General features: G+C 68.6%; 24 protein-coding genes and 12 pseudogenes. 21 read left to right on the top strand and 15 right to left on the bottom strand.

Going from position 1 to position 25457, the window contains the following annotated elements:
* Positions 1–162: 162 nt before the first annotated feature.
* The 3 genes and pseudogenes from GNX96_RS03635 to GNX96_RS03645 form a co-directional block, all read right to left on the bottom strand.
* Positions 163–807: a polysaccharide deacetylase family protein gene (locus tag GNX96_RS03635; protein WP_163566993.1), complete on the bottom strand. Its 645-nt coding sequence runs from the start codon at positions 805–807 to the stop codon at positions 163–165.
* On the bottom strand, positions 774–1418 hold the full coding sequence (locus GNX96_RS03640) for a hypothetical protein (RefSeq protein ID WP_163566994.1): 645 nt from the start codon (positions 1416–1418) through the stop codon (positions 774–776). Before GNX96_RS03640 ends, GNX96_RS03635 begins: the two co-directional genes overlap by 34 nt.
* Positions 1415–2329 (bottom strand): annotated as a pseudogene (locus GNX96_RS03645) (A/G-specific adenine glycosylase). The gene GNX96_RS03640 and the pseudogene GNX96_RS03645 overlap by 4 nt, the downstream one beginning before the upstream one ends.
* A gap of 57 nt (positions 2330–2386) precedes the next feature.
* Here GNX96_RS03645 and GNX96_RS03650 point away from each other — a divergent pair.
* A complete protein-coding gene (locus tag GNX96_RS03650; RefSeq protein ID WP_163566995.1) occupies positions 2387–3091 on the top strand; it encodes a hypothetical protein in 705 nt (234 codons plus the stop codon).
* A 161-nt stretch (positions 3092–3252) separates the two neighbouring features.
* On the opposite strand, the pseudogene disA reads toward GNX96_RS03650, so the two are convergent.
* Positions 3253–4330: pseudogene (disA, locus tag GNX96_RS03655) on the bottom strand (DNA integrity scanning diadenylate cyclase DisA).
* 437 nt (positions 4331–4767) lie between these two features.
* Positions 4768–6164 (bottom strand): annotated as a pseudogene (gene radA, locus GNX96_RS67045) (DNA repair protein RadA).
* A 660-nt stretch (positions 6165–6824) separates the two neighbouring features.
* Here radA and GNX96_RS48530 point away from each other — a divergent pair.
* The 4 genes and pseudogenes from GNX96_RS48530 to GNX96_RS62400 all read left to right on the top strand — a co-directional run bounded on the left by GNX96_RS48530 (position 6825) and on the right by GNX96_RS62400 (position 8537).
* A complete protein-coding gene (locus GNX96_RS48530) occupies positions 6825–7361 on the top strand; it encodes a hypothetical protein (protein ID WP_279579271.1) in 537 nt (178 codons plus the stop codon).
* 6 nt (positions 7362–7367) lie between these two features.
* Positions 7368–7562 (top strand): hypothetical protein, encoded by a 195-nt coding sequence (locus tag GNX96_RS03670; RefSeq protein WP_163566997.1) that lies wholly within the window; start codon positions 7368–7370, stop codon positions 7560–7562.
* 248 nt (positions 7563–7810) lie between these two features.
* Positions 7811–8263, top strand: a pseudogene (locus GNX96_RS62395) (GntR family transcriptional regulator); the annotation flags it as partial.
* Between the two features lie 88 nt (positions 8264–8351).
* The gene (locus GNX96_RS62400) at positions 8352–8537 is read left to right on the top strand and encodes a UTRA domain-containing protein (protein WP_390623899.1); all 186 of its coding nucleotides are present in this window, start codon (positions 8352–8354) and stop codon (positions 8535–8537) included.
* A 22-nt stretch (positions 8538–8559) separates the two neighbouring features.
* Here the strand turns inward: GNX96_RS62400 and GNX96_RS03680 are convergent, their stop codons facing one another.
* Positions 8560–8745, bottom strand: a complete 186-nt coding sequence (locus tag GNX96_RS03680) for a hypothetical protein (RefSeq protein ID WP_163566999.1) — start codon at positions 8743–8745, stop codon at positions 8560–8562.
* Between GNX96_RS03680 and GNX96_RS03685 the strand changes: the two genes are divergently transcribed.
* From GNX96_RS03685 to GNX96_RS03695, 3 genes and pseudogenes are all read left to right on the top strand, one after another.
* On the top strand, positions 8732–9286 hold the full coding sequence (locus GNX96_RS03685; protein WP_163567000.1) for a hypothetical protein: 555 nt from the start codon (positions 8732–8734) through the stop codon (positions 9284–9286). The two genes, GNX96_RS03680 and GNX96_RS03685, sit on opposite strands and share 14 nt — an antisense overlap.
* A 330-nt stretch (positions 9287–9616) precedes the next feature.
* Positions 9617–10101, top strand: a pseudogene (locus GNX96_RS03690) (CarD family transcriptional regulator).
* Between the two features lie 94 nt (positions 10102–10195).
* A complete protein-coding gene (locus GNX96_RS03695; protein WP_163567001.1) occupies positions 10196–10690 on the top strand; it encodes a glycosyltransferase family protein in 495 nt (164 codons plus the stop codon).
* A 6-nt stretch (positions 10691–10696) separates the two neighbouring features.
* On the opposite strand, the pseudogene GNX96_RS03700 reads toward GNX96_RS03695, so the two are convergent.
* Positions 10697–11356, bottom strand: a pseudogene (locus tag GNX96_RS03700) (IspD/TarI family cytidylyltransferase); the annotation flags it as partial.
* 71 nt (positions 11357–11427) lie between these two features.
* On the opposite strand from GNX96_RS03700, the pseudogene ispF reads away from it, so the two are divergent.
* The 5 genes and pseudogenes from ispF to GNX96_RS03730 all read left to right on the top strand — a co-directional run bounded on the left by ispF (position 11428) and on the right by GNX96_RS03730 (position 15182).
* A pseudogene (gene ispF / locus GNX96_RS03705) lies at positions 11428–11911 on the top strand (2-C-methyl-D-erythritol 2,4-cyclodiphosphate synthase).
* A gap of 184 nt (positions 11912–12095) precedes the next feature.
* Positions 12096–13435 (top strand): annotated as a pseudogene (locus GNX96_RS03715) (ATP-binding protein).
* 55 nt (positions 13436–13490) lie between these two features.
* Positions 13491–14363: a tetratricopeptide repeat protein gene (locus GNX96_RS03720; protein ID WP_279579274.1), complete on the top strand. Its 873-nt coding sequence runs from the start codon at positions 13491–13493 to the stop codon at positions 14361–14363.
* Positions 14336–14500: a hypothetical protein gene (locus GNX96_RS03725; protein ID WP_163567003.1), complete on the top strand. Its 165-nt coding sequence runs from the start codon at positions 14336–14338 to the stop codon at positions 14498–14500. Before GNX96_RS03720 ends, GNX96_RS03725 begins: the two co-directional genes overlap by 28 nt.
* Positions 14501–14987: 487 nt before the next feature.
* Positions 14988–15182, top strand: coding sequence for a hypothetical protein (locus tag GNX96_RS03730; RefSeq protein ID WP_163567004.1), 195 nt, complete (start codon positions 14988–14990; stop codon positions 15180–15182).
* Between the two features lie 93 nt (positions 15183–15275).
* Here GNX96_RS03730 and GNX96_RS03735 read toward each other — a convergent pair whose 3' ends face one another.
* From GNX96_RS03735 to GNX96_RS48545, 3 genes and pseudogenes are all read right to left on the bottom strand, one after another.
* Positions 15276–16007, bottom strand: a complete 732-nt coding sequence (locus GNX96_RS03735; RefSeq protein ID WP_163567005.1) for an isocitrate lyase/PEP mutase family protein — start codon at positions 16005–16007, stop codon at positions 15276–15278.
* On the bottom strand, positions 16004–16237 hold the full coding sequence (locus GNX96_RS48540; protein WP_279579318.1) for a carboxymuconolactone decarboxylase family protein: 234 nt from the start codon (positions 16235–16237) through the stop codon (positions 16004–16006). Before GNX96_RS48540 ends, GNX96_RS03735 begins: the two co-directional genes overlap by 4 nt.
* A 49-nt stretch (positions 16238–16286) precedes the next feature.
* A pseudogene (locus tag GNX96_RS48545) lies at positions 16287–16370 on the bottom strand (carboxymuconolactone decarboxylase family protein); the annotation flags it as partial.
* On the opposite strand from GNX96_RS48545, the gene GNX96_RS03745 reads away from it, so the two are divergent.
* Both GNX96_RS03745 and GNX96_RS03750 read left to right on the top strand, forming a co-directional pair.
* Complete coding sequence (locus GNX96_RS03745; protein WP_279579275.1) at positions 16349–17473, top strand: aminotransferase-like domain-containing protein; 1125 nt, start codon at positions 16349–16351, stop codon at positions 17471–17473. The pseudogene GNX96_RS48545 and the gene GNX96_RS03745 sit on opposite strands and share 22 nt — an antisense overlap.
* Positions 17455–17922, top strand: coding sequence for an aminotransferase-like domain-containing protein (locus tag GNX96_RS03750; RefSeq protein ID WP_163567007.1), 468 nt, complete (start codon positions 17455–17457; stop codon positions 17920–17922). Before GNX96_RS03745 ends, GNX96_RS03750 begins: the two co-directional genes overlap by 19 nt.
* Positions 17923–17927: 5 nt before the next feature.
* Here GNX96_RS03750 and hisC read toward each other — a convergent pair.
* The 4 genes and pseudogenes from hisC to GNX96_RS03770 all read right to left on the bottom strand — a co-directional run bounded on the left by hisC (position 17928) and on the right by GNX96_RS03770 (position 20469).
* Positions 17928–19002: pseudogene (gene hisC, locus GNX96_RS03755) on the bottom strand (histidinol-phosphate transaminase).
* Entirely contained in the window at positions 18999–19304 is a 306-nt protein-coding gene (locus GNX96_RS03760) for an RDD family protein (RefSeq protein WP_163567008.1), read from the bottom strand. Before GNX96_RS03760 ends, hisC begins: the two are co-directional and overlap by 4 nt.
* Positions 19259–19909 carry a DUF2510 domain-containing protein gene (locus GNX96_RS03765; RefSeq protein ID WP_163567009.1) on the bottom strand — a complete coding sequence of 217 codons (651 nt, stop codon included), beginning with the start codon at positions 19907–19909 and terminating at the stop codon, positions 19259–19261. The genes GNX96_RS03760 and GNX96_RS03765 overlap by 46 nt, the downstream gene beginning before the upstream one ends.
* Complete coding sequence (locus tag GNX96_RS03770; protein WP_163567010.1) at positions 19906–20469, bottom strand: RDD family protein; 564 nt, start codon at positions 20467–20469, stop codon at positions 19906–19908. Before GNX96_RS03770 ends, GNX96_RS03765 begins: the two co-directional genes overlap by 4 nt.
* A 7-nt stretch (positions 20470–20476) precedes the next feature.
* On the opposite strand from GNX96_RS03770, the gene GNX96_RS03775 reads away from it, so the two are divergent.
* Positions 20477–20641 carry a hypothetical protein gene (locus GNX96_RS03775; protein WP_163567011.1) on the top strand — a complete coding sequence of 55 codons (165 nt, stop codon included), beginning with the start codon at positions 20477–20479 and terminating at the stop codon, positions 20639–20641.
* 108 nt (positions 20642–20749) lie between these two features.
* On the opposite strand, the gene GNX96_RS62405 is transcribed toward GNX96_RS03775, so the two are convergent.
* Positions 20750–21214: a hypothetical protein gene (locus GNX96_RS62405; RefSeq protein WP_390623900.1), complete on the bottom strand. Its 465-nt coding sequence runs from the start codon at positions 21212–21214 to the stop codon at positions 20750–20752.
* On the opposite strand from GNX96_RS62405, the pseudogene GNX96_RS62410 reads away from it, so the two are divergent.
* The 5 genes and pseudogenes from GNX96_RS62410 to GNX96_RS03795 form a co-directional block, all read left to right on the top strand.
* Positions 21209–21283, top strand: a pseudogene (locus tag GNX96_RS62410) (PadR family transcriptional regulator); the annotation flags it as partial. The gene GNX96_RS62405 and the pseudogene GNX96_RS62410 overlap by 6 nt on opposite strands.
* Before the next feature lie 142 nt (positions 21284–21425).
* Positions 21426–21638, top strand: coding sequence for a hypothetical protein (locus tag GNX96_RS48555; RefSeq protein ID WP_279579319.1), 213 nt, complete (start codon positions 21426–21428; stop codon positions 21636–21638).
* A 68-nt stretch (positions 21639–21706) separates the two neighbouring features.
* Positions 21707–23183, top strand: a pseudogene (gene cysS / locus GNX96_RS03785) (cysteine--tRNA ligase).
* Between the two features lie 112 nt (positions 23184–23295).
* Entirely contained in the window at positions 23296–24285 is a 990-nt protein-coding gene (gene rlmB / locus GNX96_RS03790; protein WP_163567012.1) for a 23S rRNA (guanosine(2251)-2'-O)-methyltransferase RlmB, read from the top strand.
* A 719-nt stretch (positions 24286–25004) separates the two neighbouring features.
* Entirely contained in the window at positions 25005–25442 is a 438-nt protein-coding gene (locus GNX96_RS03795) for a ribonuclease (protein WP_390623909.1), read from the top strand.
* The last annotated feature ends 15 nt before the right edge of the window (positions 25443–25457 follow it).

Below are 25457 nucleotides of genomic sequence, written 5' to 3' on the forward strand. Positions count from 1 at the left end.
CGGGCGTTCCCTGCGATGGATGGTGGTCCGCAACGCCCGTTGCCTGCGCCGGACGCAAGCAACGGGGCGTTGCGAACAACGCACAGGCCCTTCACAGCAAAGACGGTCGACCGACCCGCTGAGTTGGCTGGTCGGGCAATTGTGACCCAACCGACACCTGGCCTACTGCAGGTAGTCGGTGAGCCGGCCGACCGAGTAGCCGGATTTGGCTATCGCGGCCAGCAGCACCCGGTAGTCCTCGTTGAAGTGCGGAGTGAAGTGCATCAGCAGGATCATCCCGGGCTTGAGCGGGTTGCGCGGCCCGACCTCGTGCTGGTTGATGAACAGTCCGCCGCCAATCATCGAGCCCTCCCACATCACCACGGCGTGGATGCCGCAGTCGTGGGCGATCTTCAGGGTGGTCTCGTTGTAGAGCCCGTACGGCGGCCGGAACAGCGTCGGCTGGATGCCGAAGATGCCCTTCAACTGCTTGCTCGCGCCACAGATCTGGTTCTTCTGATAGAGCGCCGAGCGCTTGTTCAAGTTCATCATCGGGTGGGTGACGGTATGGTCCTCGACCCGGGCGCCCTTCTGCACCAGACCTTTGAAGTATTTCGGGTTGCTGGCGGCGGTGTGGCTGATCAGGAACATCGTGACCGGGAGCTTGCTCTCCCGGAACAGGTCCTGCGCGACCGGCGCCTGCGTGGTGCCGTCGTCCATCGTGATGAACACGATCTTCTTGTCGGTCGGGATCCGGGTGACCAGCGGCGCGTACGGGCCGGACTGGTCCAGCTTCAGCGGCCCGTCCGGCGGGGGTGCGAGTGGCACCACCGGGAGCGGGCCGGTGGCCGACACGTTGGGGACCGCGGCGGTGGCCAGATGCCCGGATCCTCGCCGCCAGCCGGCTGGGTGATCGGCGCGACGACCTTGCCGCCGCTGGGCGGCGGCGGAGTGTCGCCGCCCGTGCCGTTCGCCGGCACGACCGCGAAAAGCACCGCCGCGACGGCCGCCACCGCGCCCAGCACGGTCGCGATCAGCCAGCCCCGGCGACCACGCCGGCGCGGCGGCCGGCGATCCGGCGGACCCTGGATCGGTGGGCCTTTCGGCGGCGCCGGTGGGCCCTGCCGGAGCGGGCTCTGACCGAGCGGGCCCTGGTTTAGGGGCCGCTGGTGCGGCGGGTTCTGGTTGAGCGGGTTCTGGTCGTACGCGGCGAAGGCCTCGTCACCGGCGTTCAACGGGGTTTGTAGCAGCGGATCCGGGCGCGCCGGCGCACCGTTCGGCGCCAGTTGCTCGTGCCGTCCGCGCGGGGTCGGCACCGCGTCGACCTGCGGCAGGGCGGTGGTTGGGCGGCCGTTCGGCGGCGCGTCGAACAGGTAGTCGTTCAGCGATTCGCCGTCGGCCGGCATCGGGTCGCCGGCCGGTGCCTGACCGCGGGTCACCGGGTCACCACGCCTGGCAGCGCGAAGCGGCCGTCCGGCAGCGGATCGACCAGGCCGTCGGCGACCAGCCCGTCCAAGGCCCGCGCACGTTGCGCCGCCTTCGGCCAGACCACGTCGAGATCGCCGGCCGGCACCGGGGCCGGTGATTCGCGCAGGACAGCCATCAAAAGGCCACGGACCTGCCGGTCGGTCCCGGCGAACGCCTGCGGCCGGCGGACCGGTCCGGCGTTGTCTGGGAATCCGGCCAGCAACCAGCGGCATTGCGTCGCCAGCGGGCAATCGCTGCACCGGGGCGTACGGGCTACACAGTTCAGGGCTCCGAGTTCCATCAACGAGATAGACGTCCGAGCAGCCCTCTCCGGTTGTAGCGGCAGCAAAGATTTTGCACGATCGAGATCTAAATTCGTGACATTAGCGCTCGAAATCAGCCACTCCGTCGAAAACTCGGGTCAGCACCCGGCGGACGTTGGTGTCGATGACCGGCACTCGCTGGCGATAGGCGAAGGCGGCGATCGCCCGCGCGGTGTACGTGCCGACGCCGGGCAACGCCAGCAGCGCGTCCACGTCATCGGGGACCTCGCCGCCATGCAGCTCCACGAGCGTGCCGGCGCAGGCAGGCGTGCAGCCGCAGCGCCCGGCGCGGGTAGCCGAGCCGGCCCCACTCCCGGATCGCGCTCGCCGGCCGGTTCGGCGGCCAGCGCGGCCGGCGCCGGCCAGCGTCGCAGCCACGACTCGTACACCGGCAACACCCGGTTGACCGGGGTCTGCTGCAGCATGAACTCGCTGACCAGGACCGCCCAGGGGGACGCGTCAGGAGCGCGCCAGGGCAGGTCGCGGGCGTTGGTGTCGTACCACTCCAGCAACGCGTCGATCGGGAGCCGATCGCCTTCCGGAGCAGAGGGCGTGTTCATCGCGTGACATGGTCGCACGGCGCGTCCTCCCGCTTTGCCGCGCCACGGCGCGTTACCGTGCGAATCACCATGAAACTGACGGTCGGGCCGCTCCCACCCGTCGTCTACTGGCGGCGACGGGGGCTGGTCGCTGCCGTCATCCTGGTGCTTTTGGTGACGCTCACCACATGCGCCTTCGGTGGCGGCTCTCCCAAAGCCCAGCAGGCGGCCGACACGGTCCACCCGAAGGCCTCGCCCAGTGCTGTCGCCAAGCCCAGCCCAACAGTCGCTCCGACGCCGTCACCCAGCTTGCCGCCCGCCTCGCCCCCCAGCCCCAGCGCGCCGGCCGTCGGCGCGGCCGCGACGGCCAACCCGTCGGCGCCGGGCGCTTGTACGGCCGCGGTGGTGCAGGTGACGGCCGCGCTGGACGCGACCAAGTGGACGGTAGGCAGCAGCCCGCGACTGAAACTGACCGTCATCAACCACGGCACCACCGCCTGCCAGGGCGACCTCGGCGCGACACAGCGCGAATTCCGGGTGATGGGCGGCGGATCGTGGCTGTGGTCCTCGTCGGACTGCCAGCCCGACCGCGGCACCCAGCCGGCTCTGCTGCAACCCGGCAAGGCGTACGCCTTCACCCTGACCTGGTCCGGCCTGAGCTCATCCCGGAACTGCGCCGGCCAGCGCACCCGGGTCGGCCCGGGGCAGTATCAGCTGGTCACCCTGTGGTCGACGATCCTGAGCCAGCCGGCCCCCTTCACCATCGCGGCGAAGAAGTCCTAGTGTCCTGCGTCTGAGGTTCGTTGCTTTATCCGGTGATCCAGGCGGTGATCTGAGTGCGCCGGAGGATCGCCCTCATACCGGTGCGTATGTGGGCGATTCTCCGATGCTTTCAGATCGCTGTCTGGGCGCCGGAGAAAGTAATGAACCTCGGGCGCAGGACACTAGACATACCGCTCGAGGATGGATGACTCGGCGAGCCGGGAAAGGCCTTCCCGTACGCTCCGGGCGCGGGCATCGCCGACCCCGTCGACGGCCTGCAGGTGGTCCACGGTGGCGCCCAGAAGTCGTTGCAGGCCACCGAAATGTTCGACCAGCCGGTCGATCACGGTGCCCGGCAGCCGGGGCACCTTGGCGAGCAGCCGGTAGCCCCGCGGGCTGACCGCCGCCTCCAGCGCGTCCTGAGTGGGCGGGAAGCCACAACATCGGGCCACCAGCGTGAGGTCCAGCAAATCCAGGCTGGACAGCTCGTCAAGGTCGGCCAACACGTCCTCCGGCGAGCGGGCCCGCCGCCCGGTCGGCACGTAGTCCCGGACGATCAACGTGCGGTCCTCGTCGACACCGGCCATCAGCTCGTCCAGCTGCAGAGACAGCAGCCGCCCATCGATGCCGAGCTCGATCACGTATCCGGAGATCTCGTCGGCGATCCGGCGCACCATCTCCAGCCGCTGCACGACCGCCATGGCGTCCCGGACGGTCACCAGGTCTTCGATCTCCAGCGCGGAAAGGGTGCCGGCAACCTCGTCCAGCCCGGAGCTTGTATCGCTCCAAAGTGGCCAGCGCCTGGTTCGCCCGCGACAGGATCGCCGACGACTCGTCCAGCACATAACGCATCCCGGCCACGTACAAACTGATGATCCGCATCGACTGGCTCACCGACAACACCGGGAAACCCGTCTGCCGAGCGACCCGCTCCGCGGTCCGATGCCGAGTCCCGGACTCCTCCGTCGGAATGCTCGGATCTGGCACCAAATGCACAGCCGCCCGGACGATCCGAGCGCCATCAGTGGACAGCACCACGCCGCCGTCCATTTTGGCCAACTCACGAAGCCTCGTCGCGGCGAACTCCACATCCATCGGAAACCCGCCCGTACAAAGCGTTTCCACCACTTTGTCGTACCCCAGCACGATCAAAGCACCAGTGTTTCCGCGCAGAATGCGTTCCAACCCGTCCCTAAGGGCGGTGCCTGGCGCGACAAGACCCAAAGTGGACCGAAGACGGTCCTCGCGGTCCGGCGGCACACGTCCTCCCGAAAGCGTCGGCGTTGACAACAGCAGTGTACTGAGTTCGTTGCGGCAGTGCCTGCCGCGCGTCCCAACGCATATGCGTCGCCAGACCCGCCCCAAGACCGGGCGGGCCTACCGCCGCATATCCAGCGGCCTGGCGGCCGCTGGGACGGGCCGGTGCACCCACGTCGCCGGGACGCCCCCAAGACCGGGGCGGCCCACCGCCGTGGGGCCCGCGGGCGCCTTCGGCGCCTCGGCCGTGCCGTGCCGTGCCTGGGCTGCGGTGTCATGGCGCGAGTACGGTGCCGTGGCGCGAGTGCCTCGCGCGGCCGCTGCCTGACGGCAGCTCGGCCGGGGCCGAGTTTTGCTGGGCTGGGCTGCGTTGTTGGCTGGCGGGGGCTCGCGTTTGGTGTGTGACGTGGGGGCGTGGTGGGGCGGCAGGGTTGGTGTTTCTAGGGGGCGGGGGGGCGGATGGGGGGCGGCCGTCCTGGATGTTCATGTGGCGGACGGCGGCGATGGCGGCGGGGAGGTCGGCGACCGGGTAGACCTTCATTTCGGGGGGGGAGGTCTTCGGAGCCGGCTGGTACGAGGGCGTGCCGGAAGCCCAGGCGGTAGGCCTCGGCGAGGCGGCGGCCGACGCCGCTGACTCGGCGGAGCTCGCCGGACAGGCCTACTTCGCCCACCGCCACCAGATCCGGCGGGAGCAGCCGGGTGAAGGCGGAAGACATCACCGCCATCGCGACGGCGAGGTCCGCGGCCGGCTCGGTGATGCGGTGACCGCCGACGGTGGCGGCGAAGACGTCTTTGTTGCCCAGTACGCACTCGGCGTGCCGCTCGACGACGGCCAGCGTCATCGCCACCCTCGCGTGGTCCAAGCCGCTCACGGCCCGCCGCGGCGACGGCAGCGTCGAGGCGGCGACCAACGACTGCACCTCGGCCAGCAGCGGACGGCGGCCCTCCATGGTGACCGTCACGCAGGTGCCGATCACCGGCTCGCTGTGCCGGTTCAGGAAAAGCCCGGACGGATCGGCCAGCCCACGGATGCCGCCCTCGTGCATCTCGAAGCAACCCACCTCGTCAGCCGCGCCGAACCTGTTCTTCACCGCCCGCACCAACCGCAGCGGCGAATGCTGTTCACCGGTGAACTGCAGCACCACGTCCACGATGTGTTCCAGCACCCGCGGCCCGGCGATGCTGCCGTCCTTGGTGACGTGCCCGACCAGCACGACCGCCATCCCGCGGGCCTTGGCCACCGCGGTCAATGCGCTCGCCACCGCCCGCACCTGGGTCACCCCGCCGGCGGCCGACTCGATGCCGGGCGCCGCGAACGTCTGCACCGAGTCCAGGATCAACAGCCCCGGCTTAAACGTCGTCGAGGTGGCCCAGCACCGCGGTCAGTTCGGTCTCGGCCGCCAGGTAGAGGTTTTTCGGACAGCGCGCCCGTGCGCTCCGCCCGCAGCCGCACCTGCGCGGTCGACTCCTCACCGGTCACCACCAGCGCTCGGCCAGTGCCGGACGACGCGTACGACTGCGCCACCTCCAGCAGCAGCGTCGACTTGCCCACCCCGGGCTCGCCGGCCAACAGGATCACCGCGCCCGGCACCAGCCCGGACCCGAGCACCCGATCCAGCTCCGCCACCCCGGTCGGCCGCGCCCGGGCCGCCTCCACCTCGACCTGCGCGATCGGCAACGCCGGCGCCGAGACTGGCCCAGCCGGCACCTTCCGAGTCGCGGTGGGCCCGGCCTCGACGACCGACCCCCACGCCTTGCAGTCCGGACACCGCCCCACCCACTTGGGCACCACGAACCCGCACTGATCGCAGTGATACGCCGTGCGCTCTCTAGCCATAACCCGACCGTAGCCACCAGGTACGACGCTCCCACCCCCGCCGCGCCCACCAGCACGGAACCCAGCCCCACGTTCTACCCCCGTGCGCATCGTCACTTCTAAACCAAAGTCGGCCAACTTCGACGAAACCCAGCCCCGGCGTCCTCACCCCGTGCGAGACCCAGCCCCGTGTCCTCACCCGTGCGAGACCCAGCCCCGTGTTCTCACCCCGTGCGAGACCGTCACCTCTAAACCAGAGTCGGCACACTTAGACGGACCCAGCCCCGTCCGGCGCATCGGCCGCCAGGCCGATAGTCGCCCCTCCGGCAGGAGCGTCCGCCTTTGTAGGCCCGCGGTCTTTGCGGGCCTACAAAGGCGGACTCTCGTAGCCGTAGTCGACGGCGCCCCGCGCCGAAGGCGCCAGAAACACAGGGCGAATCGGCAGTAAGCACGAGAAAACCCCACCCCGACACCGTCTTTTGGTGTCGGGGTGGGGTTTTCTCGTGCCTGGTAGACGAGACGCCGCACCCTCGCAGCAAACGCCCTTAACCAGGACGCTCACCTCCGCAGTAAACGCCCTTAACCAAGGCGCTCACTTCCGCACCACACACTGCCTTTAACCAGGAAAAGAGAGGAATCAGCCGTTGTCGGGAGCGAACCCGGACACGGGCGTACGGGGCAGTGCGGTCGCCGGGCTCGAAGGGCAGCTGCAGAGTCACCACGCCGGCGTTCTGGAAGGTCAGCGTGACCGGCACCAGCATCGCCGGAGTGACCGGTTGCGACAGGTCGGACAGCACCAACTGCTGGCAACCGGACACCAGTTGGACCGTGCTCGACGACGGCACCGCAAGGCCGATCGCGGACGGTCCAGTCGGCTCCGACGGCGAGGCTGAGTCACTCGGCGCTGCCGAGCCGGAAGGTGCTGCCGAGCTCGATGCGGCGGCGGACCCGGACGGGTGCGCACCGGGGGTGCCGGCGGGCCGCTTCGGGCTGCCGGTTGGCTTCGGGGTGGCGTGCCCGTTCTCGCTGGGGGTGGCGGAGGCGCTCGGCAGCACCGACGCGGACGCGACGCAGCCGGTCGCCGGCGGAGTGGCGCCATCCTCGGCGGGAGCCAGCGTCACCTTTTTCGCGTACGGCGAGCTGGCCGAGACCAGGGTGTCGTCGGTGCCGCTGGAGTTGACCAGCACCGCGGCCAGCGGGGCCGCACCAGCGGCCTGATACGTGGTGGCGTCGCCACTCATCGGGAAACACGATCGCGGCGTCGCGGATGGCTATCTGCCCGACGTTGACGTTCACGCCGTCGATGGCGCTCTGCTGGTCGGCGGTCTGCGCGACCTTGCCGGAGCTGCAACCGGCCAGCGCGAGCAGGCCGGCCGCGGCCAGCAAACCAGCGCGTACGGTTACCGGCATCGACTTTGACCCAGAACCTACGGTCACTGCGACTGTCCTCCTGCTTTACGTGCCCAGATCCCGACCTACCAGCTAAATCGGCCCCAGCGTAATGCCGCTGCCAGCACCGTCCTCGGCTGGGTGGGGCTGGTGTGATTAGCGAGCCGGGCCGAACCGGCCCCGCCGGCCCGGTCGAACCGGTACCATTACGGACCGTGACCACGGAGAGTTTCGTTGTGGGGGACCAGTTTCATCCCCGACCCGACTCCAGCGTGCCGATGCACGTCCAGATCGAGCAGTGGCTGGGTGGCGAGATCGTCGCCGGGCATCTCACTCCTGGTGATCGACTGCCGCCGGAGCGGCAGTTGGCGGCCTCGCTGCAGGTGAGCCGGATGACTCTGCGGCAGGCGTTGGCCGCGCTGGAACGGCGCGAGCTGCTGGTACGGACCGGCGGTCGCAATGGCGGCACTTTCGTGGCTCAGCCCAAGGTGGAGTGCGACCTGACCGGGCTGACTGGCTTCACCGAGCAACTGCGGCGGAGCAACCTGGAGCCCGGTGCGCGGGTGCTGAAGGCCGAGCGGCGGCCGGCCACCGGGGTGGTCGCGTCGGCGTTGAACATCGACGAGGGCGCCGGCGTGTACGAGATCATCCGGGTCCGGTTGGCCAACCTGCGCCCACTTGCCTTGGAGTGCTCGTACTTCCCGGCCGCGCTTTGCCCGGACCTGCTTTCGCGACCGTTGACCGGCTCGCTCTACGCGCTGCTGACTTCGGTGTACGGGCAGGAGCCGGCGCGGGCGTTCGAGGCGCTCTCGCCGGCCGGTGATCGCCACCGAGGTCGAGGCGGCCGCGCTGGAGATCGCCGTTGGCCAGCCGCTGATGATGATCGAGCGCACCGCCTACGCCCAGTCCGGGCTCGCGCTGGAATATGCCCGCGACCTTTTCCGCGGTGACCGTACCAAAATCACTGTCTGGAGCGGCGGCGAGGCGCCGGTCGCCGGTTTCTGAATTCGGCTTTTCCGCAGAGCGCCTAAGCCGGGATCAGGGCGTTGATCTGGTCGCGGAGAACGCTGGGATCGGTCGCGTTGCTGACCACTTTGGAGATCACGCCGTTGGCGCCGACCAGCACCGAGGTCGGTTGACCCGGCCCGGACTGCGCGACCAGTCCCTTGGTGAGCGAGGACGCGGGATCGGTCAGTCCGATGATCCTGCTCATCGCGAGCTGCGGTACGGCCGGCCGACGATGCCCGCCCGCCGACGACCAGCAGCTCCAGTCGGGCGTCGGCGGTGGCGTCGACGTACGCGCTGATCAGCGACTGGCAGCCGCAGCCGTCGGCGATCAGCAGCACGACCGCCGGGCGCAGGCTGCGGATCGCCAGCGGCCGGCCGTCGCCACGGGCCAGCACCACGTCCGGCAGCAGCCCGCCGGGCCGGCCGTTGGCGACCGCTGGATGGGTCAGCGCCACGGCTTTGGGGACCTTCGGCGGGCTCGGCAGCACGGTGATCAGCAGGCTGGCGAAGGATGCGACGACGACCAGCACCAGGACAAGCAGCGGACCAGACAGGCCGTACCTTTCCCAACGCCTGGTACGCAGCAGCCCGCTCCCAGCGCCGCCGCGCGCCGCTGCGAACGCAGCTCCGCCCGTACTTCGGCGGCCTCGTCGGCGAGCGCGCTGGCGTCGTCCGGGATGACCAGGTCGGCCCATTCCGGCGGCAGGTCCGGCAGCTCGTCGTGCCGGTCGCTGGAGTGGTCCTGACGGTGCTTGTCGCGGCCGGACCGGTCTTTGCCGGCGGCCGGGCCGGATTCGTCGTCCGGCGCGCAGAATCCATCGGTACGACTCCCGGCGGGGTGAGGTGGGGTGACCCGTTAACTGTGCGCCGAGCGCGTCCACAACGCCATAGGGTGGACCGACCGATCCTGGTCCGCCGGGCGGTGTTTTTTCCTGCTGAGTAGCCTCCAACTCGGTTTGTCAACCCCTACGGCACCCAACTTATGGCCTCTGACCTGCGGTGATGCCGTCACCTTGACGCTCGTCCCTGACCGCGGGCGTGGTATCCTTAGTGAAGCGAAAGGGGTTCTTAGGCCAATGACTTTCACTGTTGGTGAGACCGTCGTCTACCCGCACCACGGGGCAGCTCTCATCGAGGCCATTGAAACTCGCGTCATCAAAGGCGAAGAGCGTCAATACCTCGTACTAAAAGTTGCTCAAGGAGATCTAACCGTCCGCGTCCCCGCCGACAACGCCGAGTATGTCGGCGTTCGTGAGGTGGTTGGCGAAGAGGGACTCGAGCACGTTTTCCAGGTGCTCCGGGCCCCGCACACACCGAGGAGCCAACCAACTGGTCTCGCCGATACAAGGCCAATCTAGAAAAGCTCGCCAGTGGCGACGTGAACAAGGTCGCCGAGGTTGTTCGGGATTTGTGGCGCCGGGACAAGGAACGCGGGCTCTCCGCTGGCGAAAAGCGCATGTTGTCCAAGGCGCGGGAAATCCTGGTCGGCGAACTGGCGCTGGCCGAGGGCACTGACAAGGACAAGGCCGGGGTGCTGCTGGACGAGGTTCTCGAGTCCTGAACTCCGTAACGTCTCAAAAGGTGGCAGCCGTCGGGATGGCTGCCACCTTTTCCTTGTCTTCTGGGCGTTTTTTCGCGCTCCAATCGGCGACAATGTGACGCGGTTCCTGCGGCATCCCGGGCCGGTCGACCACGTCGTGCTGGCGGTCGCCGACGGCTCGTACGAGCCAAAAACCGCGAGCGATCACGCTGTGACTATTGTCCCCTTTTCGATGAGTGCGCCGGCGGTGCGGGCGTGGACGGCCGTCGTCGAGTCGCTGCCGGCGGACATTTCGACCGTGCTGCTCTACGAGGTCGACCGGGTCACCCCGGAGGTCGCGGACGCGGTGTTGGCCGGGTTGCCAGCCGGGCCGCTCGGTTGGAGCGTGCCGGTCGTGGAGATGCCCGAAACGGTGAAGATCGTTGACCAGCGGCAACGGATCGTCGGGACCCTCGACCGCGAGACTGTGCTGCGGATGCGATGTCCGCAGGCGGCCACCCGGGCGGCACTGGAAGCAGTCCTGCCGACCGTACCGGCGAATTTTCCTTTGAACGCACTGCCTTTTTATGCCGAGCGGCTCGGCATTTCGGTGGTACGGGGTGCCGGGTAAGGCGCCTTACCGTTGAGAAAGTAGTTCCTCGGCGAGCGGCAGATCGGCTGCGTAGGTCACCTTGAGATTCCCTGGGTCGCCGGGCACGCAGACGACCGTCAGATCAGTGAATTTCTCCACGCAGGCGCTGGTGTCGGTGCCGGCGAAATCCTCGGCGGCCGAGCGTTCGTACGCATCGAGCAGCTCAGCGGCGCGGAAGGCCTGCGGGGTCTGCACCCGTACGAGCGTGCCGCCGGCTTCGGTGAGGTCGGTGTGCAAGTCGTCCTTCGCCACCAGGTCGGTGACCGGGATGCCGGGAATCGCGCCGCCCTGTTCGGCCGCCGTCGCCAGCACCTTGCTGATCAACTCCCGCGTGACCAGTGGCCGGGCGCCGTCGTGAATGGCCACCACGTCCAGGTCGCCGGCGGTGATCGCTGCCGCGAGATGCCGCAGACCAGCCAACTCGCTGAGGTGCCGGTTGCTGCCACCGGCCACCACTTCTACCCGATCGGGCGGAAGTTCGTCGAGAACGGCCCGTACCAGCTCGTGGTCGGACGGCCGCGCCACCAGGACGAGCCGCTCGACACCGGGGGTCGCCGCGAACCTCAGCAGCGAATGCGCGATCACGCTGCGGCCGGCCAGCGGCAGGTAGACCTTGTTGGTCGCCGCGCCGAGCCGCGTACGTACCGCTGCCGCCGGCCAACACCAGCACCCCTGCCTTCACCGGGCGTACGGTAGCGCGTGCTTTGATCGGCGGCATGAGCGCACCGATTTCGCGAGTAGGTGTCGGCACCGACGTACACACCTTCGACGTCACCCGGCCGTGTTGGGTCGCAGGCCTGCTCTGGGAGGACGTGCCTGGCCTCGCCGGCCACTCGGACGGCGACGTGGTCGCGCGCACGCGAGCTGCGACGCGTTGCTGTCCGCGGCCGGGGTGGGCGACCTCGGCGCCATCTTCGGCACCGGCCGGCCGGAGTGGCACGGCGCCAGCGGGTTCGTGCTGCTTACCGAGGCGGCCCGGCTGGTACGGGAGGCCGGCTTCGAGGTCGGCAACATCGCTGTACAGGTGATTGGCAAAACCCCCCCCGCATCGGACCGCGCCGGGCCGAGGCCCAGCGGGCGATGTCCGCGGCCGCCGGCGGCCCGGTGACCCTGAGCGGCACCACCACCGATACGCTCGGCTTTCTCGGCCGCGGCGAAGGCCTGGCGGCGATCGCAACGCCCCTCATTTTCCCCCGCTGAGCCGGCCCGCGTACGCCCATGGCGGTCGACGGAAAAATGCCGCCCCCGAATTCGAGGCTCCTCCGGGTGGCCGACAGTTTTCCCGCCCCTTCCGCGCGGCGGCGTTGCGGACAAAGCAGCGGGACGGGTGAAGCGACGGTGGGAGAGTGCGGCGGGCGGATAGGGTGGATGTTCGGAGGAATTGATGACCGACGATCCACTGCTGACCAGTCTTCGCGCCGCCGTCGCCGCGGCGCCGGACGACGTGCCGTTGCGCCTGCACCTGGCCGGCCTGCTGGCTGACCGCGAACCGGCCGCGGCGCTGGCCGAGTGTTCGCAGGTGCTGCAGCGGGAACCCGGCAACGCCGAGGCGATCGCGCTGCTGGGGGGGGTGAGCGTGGCGCTGTCGGGTACGACCCAGCCGACCCCGGTCACGCCTGAGCCGGTGCGGCCGCCGGAGAGCCCGAGTCCACCACGCCGCCAGACGCGTCGGCAGCTCAGCAACCGGATGCCCAGCCGTCGGACGCTCAGCGACCCGATGCCCAGCGGCCGGGAGACGGGCGCCCTCCTGGTGGCACCGAATTCGACTGGTCGGCGGCTGAGCAGGAGGTCAGCGACATCGTCCAGCCCGCCTTCGTGAACGACGGCGAGCCGGTCGCGCTGGACGAAGAGGTGCAGGTCGCCGGCGTAAGGCTGGCCGATGTGGGCGGCATGGAAGAGGTGAAGCAGCGGCTGGAGATCGCCTTCCTCGGGCCGATGCGCCACCCCGAGCTGGCCAAGACATTCCGCAAGAGCCTGTCCGGTGGTTTGGTGCTCTATGGCCCGCCCGGCTGTGGGAAGACGTTCATCGCCCGCGCGGTGGCCGGCGAGATGGGCGCGAAGTTCTACCCGGTCGGCATCGCCGAGGTGCTGGACATGTACGTCGGGAACAGTGAGCGGGCCGTCAAGGAACTCTTCGACGTGGCCCGCCGAAACGCGCCCTGCGTGCTGTTCTTCGACGAGCTGGACGCGCTTGGCCAGAAGCGGTCACATCTGCGCAACAACAGCTGGCTCCGGACGCTGGTCAACACCCTGCTGGTCGAGATGGACTCGGTGGCCGGCAAGAACGAGGGCGTCTTCGTACTGGCCGCCACCAACCACCCGTGGGACGTGGACACCGCGCTGCGCCGGCCCGGCCGGTTCGACCGGATGCTGCTCGTGCTGCCACCGGACGCGGTCGCCCGGGCGTCGATCCTGCGCTACCACCTCGCTGGCCGGCCGGTTGCCGGCATCGACATCGAGAAGCTGGTGAAGGCGACCGAGGACTTCTCCGGCGCGGACATCGCACACAGCTGCGAGTCCGCCGCTGAGCTCGCGCTGGCTGACTCGGTGCGTACGGGCACGATCCGGCCGGTCACCATGGACGACTTCAAGACCGCTTTGCGGCAGATCAAACCCAGCACCGGCCCGTGGTTCGCGGCCGCCCGGAACGTGGCCACCTTCGCGAACTCCGACGGTGAGTACGACGATTTGCTGGCGTATATGAAAAAACGGCGCATGGTCTGATGCGCCGAGCCAGCGGCGCTGGGGGCGCGCCTGGGTACGGGTCGAATCGCGGCTGATGGACACAGGGTTGCGCCGCGCGCAGGCGCTGGTCGAGCTTGGCCGGATCGCGGACGCCGAGGCGGAACTGCGCCGGCTGCTGGCCGGTGAGCCGGCGGACGCGGAAGCGCTGATGATGCTCGCGCATCTGCAGTTGATGGACCGCCGCTTCGCCGAGGCCCTCGCGGCCGCCGACTCGGCGGTGGCGGCCGGCCCGTTCGCGGAGCGGGCCTACCGGCTGCGAGCGCTCGCGCTGTCCGGGCTCGGCCGGCACGAGCCCGCGGTGGAGGCGGCGGCTCGGGCGGTCAGCCTCGACCCGTACTCATCCATCGTGCTGCGCTGCTACGCGATCGTGTTGCACACGGCCGGCCAGTCCGGGCTCGCGCAGGAGATGGCCGGGCGGGCCGTCCAGCTGAACCCGCTCGACCCGGACGCGCATTTCCGGGTCGGTGACATCGCGTCCGACCGCGGCGACCGGGAGACCGCGCGGCTGGCGTACGAGGAGACGCTGCGGCTCAAGCCCAACCACGTGGCGGCCCGGCACGACCTCGCGATCCTGGACTTTCGTCGCCGGCGAGTGCTGCGGGCGCTCGGCGGCCTGTTGGATGCGGCCGCGGCGGCTCCAGACGAGACGGTCGCCGCCAAGAACATTGTCGGTGTCCTCGCGTGGTGCGTGGGGGTGCTCGGCTCGATGGAGTTGCTTTGCGCGTTGTTCTCGACGCAACTCGTGGAGGCCGGCGGGGTGCCGTCCCGGCTGTTCGCTGGGGTGGTGAACGTGCTGGTCGCGGTCGTGGTGGGCGCGTTCCTCGTACGCATGCCCCGCCGCCTCCGGCGGGCCCTGCCGCTGCTGGCCCGTCGGCACCGGTGGCTGGCGGCGGCGCCACCGGCCTGATCTTCCTCGGGGCGCTGCTGACCGTCAGCTACTCCGTTAGCGGTGCCGTCGGGCTGCTGGAGGTGGGGGCGGCCGCGGCGTGCGCGGGCATGGTCTGGTTCCGCATCACGCTGATCGCCCTACGCCGCAAGTTCTGATCGCCCCTGGCGCTCGGTAGCCGCGTTGTTGTCCGCATGAACCCCCTACGTGCTTGCCGAGCGACGCGATTTCGGTGGCGGTCGCGTCGGGTGCGGCGCGAAACTGTCGTACCCCTCCGGCAGATTTGCCCCCACCCAGTGACGGGTGGGGGGCGGGTTCGAGGACCAACGTTCAACTAAAAATCAAGGTCCACCTCTCGACCCCCCCCCGCCCGTTCAAAGGGAGGGGGAAAGAAAAAAAACAGACACCTACGACAATTTCGCGCCGCACCGGGGTTGCGCGGTTGGGCAAGGTCCAGGGGCCGGACGGCCCGGTGGGAAACCCTTGGTTAACGCGGAATGTCTTGTCCAGCAACACTTTCCGGGGGGCTTTGTGACGGCCGTAACGTGCGGACGATCACGTCTGAATCCATTAAGCAATCTGCTTCTGAACCGGTACCGTAGAAGACGAAACAAAGGACGAGAAACACTCAAAGAGGAGTTAGTCGTGAACCTGGCTAGCGGCGAGGCCGTTACCCTGTCCCATACCCGTTCCAAGCGTCGCGCCCAGTCGGCCTGGGGTCGCATGGTTGATGTCCACGGCGAGCGTGGAGCGTTCCGTCACCTGTCCGCGCAGGTCGGTGGCTCCGACGCCGCCTTCCACGCGCTCTCCAAGCACGAAATCGGCACCGACCTCATCTGAGCACCACATAGCGATGCGGGCTGGCGGAGTTCTGCCAGCCCGCGCACGCATTGGTACGAGTCCAGCGACGGCATGGCCTGCGGGGTGCGTTTTTCAAGAGCCAGCAAGCCTCTTGAGCTCCGCGGAAATAGTGTCCCGTACGACGGACATCAACCCGCCACCCAAGCTGATGCGCCCAACCCCGAGGGTGGCAAGTTCGGCAACCGAAGGCGCGCCCGGGCGGAGCAGGACGTTTAGCGGTGCGCTGATTTCCTTTACATAGGCGGAAATCGCGGCCGGTTCGGCCATGAAGATGGGGTAGACACAGTCGGCGCCAGCAGCGACATAGGCGCGGGCTCGGCGAAGAGACTCGGCAACTTGGTCCTGTTCGGGAATTCCGATTCTGGGCAGGAAAACGTCGATACGGGCGTTCAGCACGACGTCGGGGCCGGCGGCTTTGATAGCGGCGATCCGGTCCGCTTGGCGGCTGATGTCAGTCAGGCCCGGTTCGCCGTCGTAGTTGGTGTCCTCGAAATTCAGTCCGACCACGCCGGCGGTCGCCATCCGGTCGACCAGTTCGGTCGCGGACAGGCCGTAGCCGCCTTCCAGGTCAGCGGTCACCGGCACGTCCACCCGTCGGGTTATTCGTGCCAGCGCGGCGAAAACCTCGTCTGGCGGGGTCTTGCCGTCCGGGTAGCCGAGGCTCGCGGCGACCGCGGTGCTGGACGTGGCGACCACCGGGAAGCCGGCGTCGGCCACCAAGCGGGCTGACTCGGCGTCCCAGGCGTTGGGCAACACGAGCGGCTGGCCGGGCTGGTGTAGCGCCCGCAGGGCCTGGGCACTCATACGGCCACCGCTGGGACCATCCGGGTCGAGACGCCGATCCGGTTGAGCGCGTTGATCGCGGCGATGCTGAGCACCAGCCGGGACAGCTCGGCCGGGTCGAAGTGCTTCTCGGCCTCCTGCCAGACCTCGTCCGGCACATGCCCCTCGGTGAGCAGGGTGATCGCCTCGGTCAGCCGCAGCGCAGCTCGTTCCTTGGCGGTGAACAGCGGTGACTCGGCCCAGGTCGGCACGTTGTTGACGCGGCGCTGGGGTGTCGCCGTGTTCGACCGCGTCCCGGGTGTGCATATCGACGCAATAAGCACAGCCGTTCAGCTGGGAGGCCCGGATCCGGCAGGTCGCCGATGGTCGGGTCGAGTCCCTCACCGGCCGCCTGGGCGAAGCCGAGCATGGCCTTGTACGCGTGCGGTGCCTCCTCGCGCGCGTTCAGTCGCGAGGTGGGAATCACGTATTCACTCATGCCTCGACTCTACGCACCGGCTGGTCCGGTCGTACGATCCAGCTTTATGGCAGAAAGATGGACCAGATCACCCACGTTGCACCTGGATGTCGACCTGTCCGGCGGCCGCCGAGCGGCGCTGGAGCGCGCGTTGCGCAAGGCCATCAGTACGGGTCAGCTGGCGGCCGGTACGTCGTTGCCGTCCTCTCGGCTGCTGGCTGCCGATGTGGGGGTCGGTCGGGGCACCGTGGTCGAGGCGTACGCGCAGCTCATGGCCGAGGGTTATCTGGTTACCCATCCCCGTGCGGGGACCCGGGTAGCGGCGGCCGTACGAGCTGGTTCCGCCGAGCCGGCGCCGGTTGATCCGGTGCGGGCCACCGGGCCGGTCTTCGACCTGCGGCCGTGGACTTCGGACGTGAGCGCCTTCCCGCGCAACGCGTGGACGGCCGCGGTCCGGCATGTCATGCGGACCGCGGCCGATGACGACCTGCGCCAGGGCGACGCACGCGGCCATCACGTACTGCGCAGCGAGCTGGCCGGCTACCTCGGACGAGTACGCGGGGTCCGGGTCAGTGCCGACCAGATCATGGTCTGCGCCGGCTATTCACATGCGCTGGCGTTGGTCTTGCAGTGGCTGAAACAGCACGGCCGTGGCCGGCTCGCGGTGGAGGATCCAGGCCTTGGCAGCAACAGAGAAGCGGTTGTCCACTTTGGACTGTCCACTGTGGACATTCCGGTGGACGGCCACGGTCTCGAGGTTTCCCGGCTGGCCAATGCCAACGCTGATGCGGTCTTGGTCACCCCAGCACACCAGTTTCCCTATGGCGTACCACTGCATCCGAGCCGCCGAAGCGAATTGCTCGCGCTCGCCGAGCGACGGCGGATGCTGGTGATCGGGACGATTACGACGGCGAGCTGCGCTACGACCGGCAGCCGGTCGGCGCCATCCAGGGCCTCGCGCCGGACCGGGTGGTTTATGTGGGCACCACGAGCAAATCGCTCGCGCCGACGATGCGACTCGCCTGGCTGACGGTGCCGGCCGAGATGATGCCGGAGCTGGTGCGATTCCGGCTGCTGACCGATCGGCACAACCCGGTGATCGACCAGCTCGCGATGGCGCAGCTGATCGGCAGTGGAGCGCTGGATCGGCACCTGCGCCGGGTTCGCGGCCGCTATCGGGCCCGCCGCGAGACTCTGGTGCGGGCTCTGCGGACGTACGTGCCTACCGCCCGGATTCTCGGGGTGGCCGCCGGCTACCACATCACGTTGACGTTTCCGTCCACTGTGGACGAAGCCGCGGTGTTCGATCGGCTCAAGGACCGCGGCATTCTGCTCGACCCGCTCAGCCGACATACCGGTACGGCCTCCGCGCTCGGTCCCGGCTTAATCGTCGCTACGGCACTCCGCCGCAACACCAGTTTCGCCGCCGCCGTCGAAGCACTCACCACCACTTTGGCCACCCTGCTGCCAAAGCACTGAGACAGCTAGACGGCGTCGGCGAGGGCCGCCAGAAAGCGGTCGTTTTCCTCAGGCGTACCAACCGTGACCCGGATGCCTTCGCCGGCGAAGCCGCGCACGATCACGCCGTGCCGGTCGCAGGTCGCCACGATCTGGCTGGTGGCGTCGGCAGCCGGCAGCCAGACGAAGTTGGCCTGGCTGTCGGGGGTTTCGAAGCCGAGTTTTCGCACCGCTTCAAGGATCCGCGGCCGCTCGGCGATCACCAGGTCGCAGCGCCGCCGCATTTCGTCGCGCTGGTCGAGCGCGGCCAGCGCGGCGGCCTGGGCGAGGCTGGAGACCGAGAAGGTGGTGACGATTTTGCGCACGGTGTCGGCCACATGTGGGGTCGCGGCCAGCCAGCCGACCCGCAGGCCCGCCATTCCCCAGGCTGGAAAGGGTCCGGAGGACGACGACATTTTCCCGTCCGCGGGCGAAATCCAGGCCGTCGGGCACGTCGGGGTCGGTGACGAACTCCCGGTACGCCTCGTCGACCACCACGAGGACGTCCGCCGGCATCGAGTCGACGAACTCCGCCAACTCGCCGCCGCGGATGGCCGTACCAGTCGGATTGTTGGGGTTACAGACGAAAACCAGCCGGGTCCGGTCGGTCACCGCGGCCCGCATCGCGGCCAGGTCGTGGCCGTGCTCAGCGGTGTTCGGGACCGGCACGGCGACCGCGCTGTGGCCGCCGACCACGATCGGATAAGCCTCGAATGACCGCCAGGAGTAGATGACCTCGTCGCCGGTGAAGGTGGTGGCTCGTACGAGCTGCTCGGCGAGCGCGACCGAACCGCAGCCGGTGGCCACCTGGTCCGGATCGAGTCCGTACGAGGCGGCCAGCCGGCCACGCAGCTCGACCGAACCCGCGTCCGGGTAGCGGTGCGCGTCGGCGGCCGCGTGGGCGATCGCGTCGACGACCCCGGGCAGCGGTCCGTACGGCACCTCGTTGCTGGCGAGGCGCACCGGCGGCAGGAGGTTGCCGGCCGCGTCGGCCACGTCGGCGGGCCGCCGGCCGGGCACGTACGACGGCAGTTTCGCGAGGTCCGCCCGAACCAGGCTCATGACGGGTCTCCCTCGCTGCCGGTCCCGCTCGCCGCCTCGGACCGCGGAGCCCTCGCGCGGACCACGATGGTGAAAGCGGCCTTGTCGTGGATGCACTGCTTGCGTGGCTGGTCCCAGGTGCACCACAGCGCGTCGAGCAGCCCGAACAGCGCGCCAATCGGCCAGCAGATCACCGTCAGCGCCTGCACCCACCAGCGCCGCATCGACAACCCGAAGGTCATCTGTTGGTCCAGCAGGAACTGCACGCGGATCCCGATCAGCCGCTTGCCCAGGGTCTGCCCGCTGTACCAGATCTGCGGCACCTCGTACGCGAACCAGAGCCCGAGCGCGCGATCACCATGATCAGGATCGCCAGCCACGACACCGTTGTGGTCGCCGTCGGCGGATCGATGGCCTGGCCTTTCGCGGCGGCCGTCATCGCGTCCGCGACCTGCTGCCAATATGGCTGGCTGATGTACTGGTAGACGAACCAGCCGTTGACCACCACGTTCAGCAGCCCGACCAGCATGATGTCGATGACCCGGGCGGCCAGCCGCTCGCCGACGCTGGCCAGTGCCTGGGCCGGCACGTCTCCGGGCAGCGTGCCCAACGGCAGCTTGAAAGCGCCGGCCGGTGGGAAGCCAGGTTGCGCTGGATAGCCGGTGGGCCGGCCATCGGCCGAGGTGCCGCCGACTGGTACGCCCCAGCCGGCCGGGCTTTGGGCGGTGCGTTCCGGACCGAACGACTCTGGTCCGAAAGGCGCCAGGACGGGCTCTTTGACGCCGTAGCGCGGTTTCTCGTCGACCGGCGGTTCGGTCGGGATAGCAGTGTCGGCCGGCACGCCGTCGCCGCCGATCCACTGCTCGCCGTCCCAGTAGCGCCGGACATCGGGCTCAGCCGGGTCCTTGTACCAGCCTGGCGTGGTCACTGGGCCACCTTGATCACCACGGTCTTCGCGTACTTGTCATGCAGGCACTGCTGGTACGGCTTGTCCCAGAGGCACCACAGGAGATCGAGATAGTTGTACATCCCGACGACCGATCCGACCAGCAGTCCCACAATCGGAATGACCAGCACGATCGAGACGCAGTACTGGGCGAGGAACCGGCGTTGCAGGGCACGCTTGCCTGGCTGCTCGTTCTCCAAGCCCACGATCTTGATCCCCATCCGCTTCTTGCCGTACGTCTGGCCGTGCTTGACCTGGTATCCGACCTCGTAAAAGTAGAGCAGAACGAGGTTCACCAGCAGAGCCAGCGAGAACCCGCCGAGATAGGCGAGGACGTACGGCCACGGCTCCTGCACCTGCGCGGCGATCAGGATCCCCAGCGGAACGAACATGAACAGCACGGTGCAGATGATGAGGTTGGGCAGCAGCAGGATCGCGATGTCGATGAGATGGGCCAGGAACCGTCCATCCATCGGCGGCGCCAGCGGATGGCCGTGCACCAGAACTGGTGGCCGGTATCCCGGTGGCGGCCCGTCGGACACCCAGCCGGTGCCCGGGGTGAGGGTCGGGCCGTACGCCTCCGGCTGGGTCCAGCCGGCGGGTGGGGGGGGGTGTGCTCATCGACGGCCTCCGTTGGGCGCCGGCGGCGCGAGGCTGACCAGCCGGTCCGTACACGTCATGGGCCCCATCCTGCCGTACGAGCAGCGAGGTTGACCGGAGCCCTTGCGGTAAGGCCTTGCTTTGAAGACTATCTCGATATATCGTTAACCCATCGAGATGCAGTCCAGACTTATTGAGGAGTGGTTTTATATGTCAGCACTATCAGCAGATGGTGGATTTGGACCGGGCGCCTGGGGTTTCGGCGACCGGCGGGCGGCCTTCGCGGCAGCGATGGGACGCGTGCGTGGCGAGCGTCGGGGACACCGACACGACCACCGGCACGAGGGTGATCATCACGGGCATGACCAGCACGATCACGGCCACCACGGCGGTGACCGGCGGGCACACGGCCGGGTGCACCAGCGTGGTGGCTTCGGGCCGGGTGCTGGTTTTGATCCGGGCGCCGGCTTCGGCCGTCGCGGCGGTTTTGGTCCTGGTGGGCACGGGCCGGGTGGTTTCGGTCCCGGTGGCTTTGGACCGGGCGGGTTCGGTCCCGGTGGTTTCGGCGGCGGCTTCGGTCCTTTCGGGCCGGGCGGTGGTCGCGGTCACCGGCGCGGCCGCGGTCGCCGTTCGCGCGGCGATGTCCGTACGGCCGTGCTCGCGCTGCTTCTTGAGCAGCCGATGCACGGCTACCAGATCATCCAGGAGATCACCGAGCGCAGCGGTGGCGCCTGGCGGCCGAGCCCCGGCTCGGTCTACCCGGCCCTGCAGCTGTTGGAGGACGAGGGCCTGGTGCGTACGGAGCAGTCCGACGGACGGCCGGCGGGTCGTCCAGCTCACCGACGCCGGCAAGGAGTATGCGGAGTCCCGTCGCGAGGAGCTCGCGGCCGCCTTCGAGGTGCTCACCGACGGCCCCGGCGACGACGTGGTGGAGGTCCAGAACCTGGTCGCCCAGGTGATGATGGCCTTCGGCCAGGTCATGCAGGCCGGCACCCAGGCCCAGGTCACGGAGGCGAAGAAGGTCCTGACGCAGGCGCGTAAGGCGCTCTACGTCATCCTCGCCTCGGATGACTCTGATGACGCGCCCTCATCGGAGGACGACGCCGAGTAGTCACGCCGCTTTGGCCCTCGATGAACCGTTGACTGGTTCATCGGGGGCTTTCGCGTACCCGCCGGGGCATGGATCTCGCCGTGCTCACCCGGCCGGTGACGGCGTCGAATACCCTGGTTGGGGTGAGCTTGCGCCTGTACGACTCGCTGTCACGGTCCGTCCGGGACTTCACCCCGGTGACACCCGGTCAGGTCGGCATGTATCTGTGTGGCATGACGGTCGACGCGGTGCCGCACATCGGCCACCTGCGCGGCGGGCTGAACTTCGACGTGCTGCTGCGGTGGCTGCGGCACTCGGGTTATGAAGTCACGTACGTCCGCAATGTCACCGACATCGACGACAAGATCCTGCGTCGCGCGGCCGACGCCGGCGAGCAGTGGTGGTGGGCCCGGGCGGCCCGGATCGAGCGGGTGCTGACCGCCAGCTACCAGCTGCTCGGCTGCCTGCCGCCGACCGTCGAGCCGCGCGCGACCGGGCACATCCCGGAGATGGTCGAGATGATGCGCCGGCTGATCGCGGCTGGTCACGCGTACGCGGCCGATGGCGATGTCTATTTCGACGTGGCCTCCTGGCCCGCGTACGGGGAGCTGTCCGGGCAGCAGGTCGACGCCATGCAGCAGGGCGAGACGCTCGCCACCGGCAAGCGCAGCGCGGTGGACTTCACGCTGTGGAAGGGCACCAAACCAGGTGAGCCGGCGACCGCGTCGTGGGCCTCGCCCTGGGGGCGGGCCGGGCCGGCCGGGCTGGCACCTGGAGTGCTCGGCGATGGCCGGCAAATACCTGGGACCGGCCTTCGACATTCACGGCGGCGGCATCGACCTTTTTTTTTTTCCGCACCACGAGAACGAAATCGCCCAGTCGCGGGCGGACGGGCAGCAGTTCAGCGCGTTCTGGCTGCACAACGCGTGGGTCACCCTCGCCGGCGAGAAGATGAGCAAGTCGCTGGGCAACGTGCTCTCACTGGACGCGGTCACCCAGATCGCGCGGCCCATCGAGGTGCGTTATTACCTCTCGACCCCGCATTACCGGTCCACGATCGCGTACAGCGAAGAAGCGCTGGCCGAGGCCGTCACCGCGTACCGGCGCATCGAGGACTTCGTGGTCCGTGCGAGCGAGAAGGTCGGTGAGGTCCCGGCCGTCGACCTGCCCGAGGCGTTCGTCGCCGCGATGGACGACGACCTGGGGGTGCCGCGGGCCGTCGCGGTGGTGCACGCACGACACCATCCGGGAGGGCAACACCGCTCTTCAGAGCGAGGACCTTCCGGCCGTACGAGCCGCGTTGGGCAATGTCCGCGCCATGCTCGGCATCCTCGGGTTGGACTCAAGTGCACCGGAATGGGCTGGTGGCGCGAGTGCGGACCAGTCCGGTGACCGGCTCCGGGAGGTCGTCGACGCGCTGGTCGCCGGCATCCTCACGGCCCGCCAGGATGCCCGCAACCGCAAGGATTTCGCCACCGCGGACGCGCTGCGCGACAACTTGAAAGCAGCCGGCGTACAAGTCGAGGACGGCGCCGCCGGCTCCCCCGCTGGACCCTGGAGCGTTAGCAGAGATTCGTTGTCTGCGGGGCTGCCCACGTACGATTGACGTAAGAGGGCAGTCCTGCGCAGCCGTTTGGATCCTGACTCTCATTCGGTGCGACCAAGGAGACAACTCCCGATGCCAGGCAATTCACAGCGCCCCAACCGGCGGAACACCTCGTCCAAGAAGGGCGCCAGCAAAGGCACCGGCGGGCTGAACCGGCGCAAACTGGCCGGCCGTGGACCGACCCCGAAGGCGGAGGAACGGACCGGTCATCCGGCCAAGCGGCGGGCCACCGCCGCCCAGCGGGCCGCCACCGCCAAGGCCGGCCAGCCGCCCAAACCCCGTACCGCCCCAGGCCGCCGCTCGGCAGCCGCTGCCGACGCACCTGAGCTGCTGGTCGGGCGCAACCCGGTGTCCGAGGCGCTGGCCGCGCAGATCCCGGCCACCGCGCTCTACGTGGCGCTCGGCATCGACGCTGACGACCGGGTCAAGACATCCGTGAAGCTGGCCGCCGACCGCGGACTCGCGATCCTGGAGATCTCCCGGGCCGAGCTGGACCGGATGACCGGCGGGGTGCTGCACCAGGGCATCGGCCTGCAGGTCCCGCCGTACCAGTATGCCGAGCTCGACGACGTTTTCGGCAAGGTCCGCCAACAGCCCGCCGCGGGCCTGCTGGTCGCCTTGGACGGGGGGGTGACCGACCCGCGCAACCTCGGCGCGGTGATCCGCTCCGCCGGTGCCTTCGGCGCGCACGGCCTGGTGCTCCCGTCCCGCCGCTCCGCCGGCATCACCGCGACCGCCTGGCGTACGTCCGCCGGCGCCGCCGCCCGGCTCCCGGTGGCCAGGGTGACCAACCTCGTACGAGCCCTCAAGGCTTGCCAAGACGAGGGCTTCCTGGTCGTCGGCCTGGACGCCGTCGGCGAACTGGATCTCGACGACTTCGCGGCCGGCGTCGACCCGGTGGTCGTGGTGGTCGGCTCCGAAGGCAAGGGCCTGTCCCGGCTGGTCTCCGAGACCTGCGACATGCGCATCTCCATCCCGATGGCCACCGGCGCGGAATCCCTCAACGCCTCCATCGCCGCCGCCGTCACCCTCGCCGAAGTAGCTCGCCAACGCCGCGGCTGAGTCTCTGGCGGCAGTTCCTGCCGCGGCGCGAAGGTGTTCGCGTCGCCGGGGCGCCCAAAAACCGGGCACCCCACCGCCTCGAACACCGGGACGGCCTTCGGCCGCCGCGCGGGCGGGGGGGTTGGGATGGAAAACCCGTGCGGCTGGTTTGGTGTTGAAGTACCTGTTACGGCGCGGAATTGTCGTAGGTGTCTGTTTTTTTCTTTCCCCCTCCCTTTGAACGGGCGGGGGGTGGGTCGAGAGGTGGACCTTGATTTTTAGTTGGACATTGGTCCTCGAACCCGCCCCCCACCCGTCACTGGGGGGGGGGTGATTTTTGGGGGTGGGTACGACAGTTTTTTTGCGCCGCACCCGGAAATTGATCACTGGCAGTGAAAATTGACCCGACCTCATGGGTCACCGTGGAATGTGGCTGACCGGATTCCGTCTCATATTTCGGGATGGGAGTCCTGTATTTCGGGCTCGACCGTTACCTCTGTGACTCCAGTGATTATTGCGCAGTCGGGCACCTGCGAATGTAACCGTACGGTTCACAAAACGGACAAAACGGAGCTGTTTGGTTACATTCGCGGCGAGCGAGCGGCGAGCGGTGGGTGGGCGGGTAACCAGATGGTAATCAAAGTGCGAAATCTTCGGATAATCCGTCAATAAGTGACGAACGGCACCTATCGTACGAACGCATGAGACCACACTCTCGTACTCCCAAACCCGTCGTCCTCCTGCTGCTGACCGCGCTGCTGGCGGGACTGTTCGGGCTGACCGCGCCGGCGTCGGTCACCGCCGGACCGGCAGCGGCCAGCGCCCAACAAGCCAGCGTGCAACAAGCCAGCGTGCAACAAGCGAGCGTGCAGAAAGCGTTGCCGTTGCCAACCGTCGGGTTGTCGAGCTTGCCGTCGCAGGCGACCGACACGGTTCGGTTGGTGCAGAAGGGCGGCCCGTTCCCGTACCCGCAGGACGGTGTTGTCTTTGACAACCGTGAGGGCCTGTTGCCAGCGCAAACTTCCGGCTATTACCACGAATACACGGTGAAGACGCCCGGTGCGCCGACTCGTGGCACTCGCCGCATCATCACCGGTGGAGGCAGCACCAACCCGGCGCACTGGTATTACACCGGCGACCACTACAAGTCCTTCTCGCAGGTCGATATCACCCGCTGAGCTGGACGAAAGCGC

This window comes from Fodinicola feengrottensis (assembly GCF_010993775.1).
In the GTDB taxonomy this organism is placed as follows: Bacteria; Actinomycetota; Actinomycetes; order Mycobacteriales; family HKI-0501; genus Fodinicola; species Fodinicola feengrottensis.

Bases quoted from the DNA above. Each gene is read 5' to 3' on its own strand.
- GNX96_RS03720 (WP_279579274.1), top strand. From the start codon at position 13,491: ATGGACACAGGGTTGCGCCGCGCGCAGGCGCTGGTCGAGCTTGGCCGG.
- GNX96_RS03750 (WP_163567007.1), top strand. From the start codon at position 17,455: ATGCGACTCGCCTGGCTGACGGTGCCGGCCGAGATGATGCCGGAGCTG.
- rlmB (WP_163567012.1), top strand. From the start codon at position 23,296: ATGCCAGGCAATTCACAGCGCCCCAACCGGCGGAACACCTCGTCCAAG.
- GNX96_RS03680 (WP_163566999.1), bottom strand. From the start codon at position 8,745: ATGAGCAGGATCATCGGACTGACCGATCCCGCGTCCTCGCTCACCAAG.
- GNX96_RS03685 (WP_163567000.1), top strand. From the start codon at position 8,732: ATGATCCTGCTCATCGCGAGCTGCGGTACGGCCGGCCGACGATGCCCG.
- GNX96_RS03735 (WP_163567005.1), bottom strand. From the start codon at position 16,007: ATGAGTGCCCAGGCCCTGCGGGCGCTACACCAGCCCGGCCAGCCGCTC.
- GNX96_RS03745 (WP_279579275.1), top strand. From the start codon at position 16,349: ATGGTCGGGTCGAGTCCCTCACCGGCCGCCTGGGCGAAGCCGAGCATG.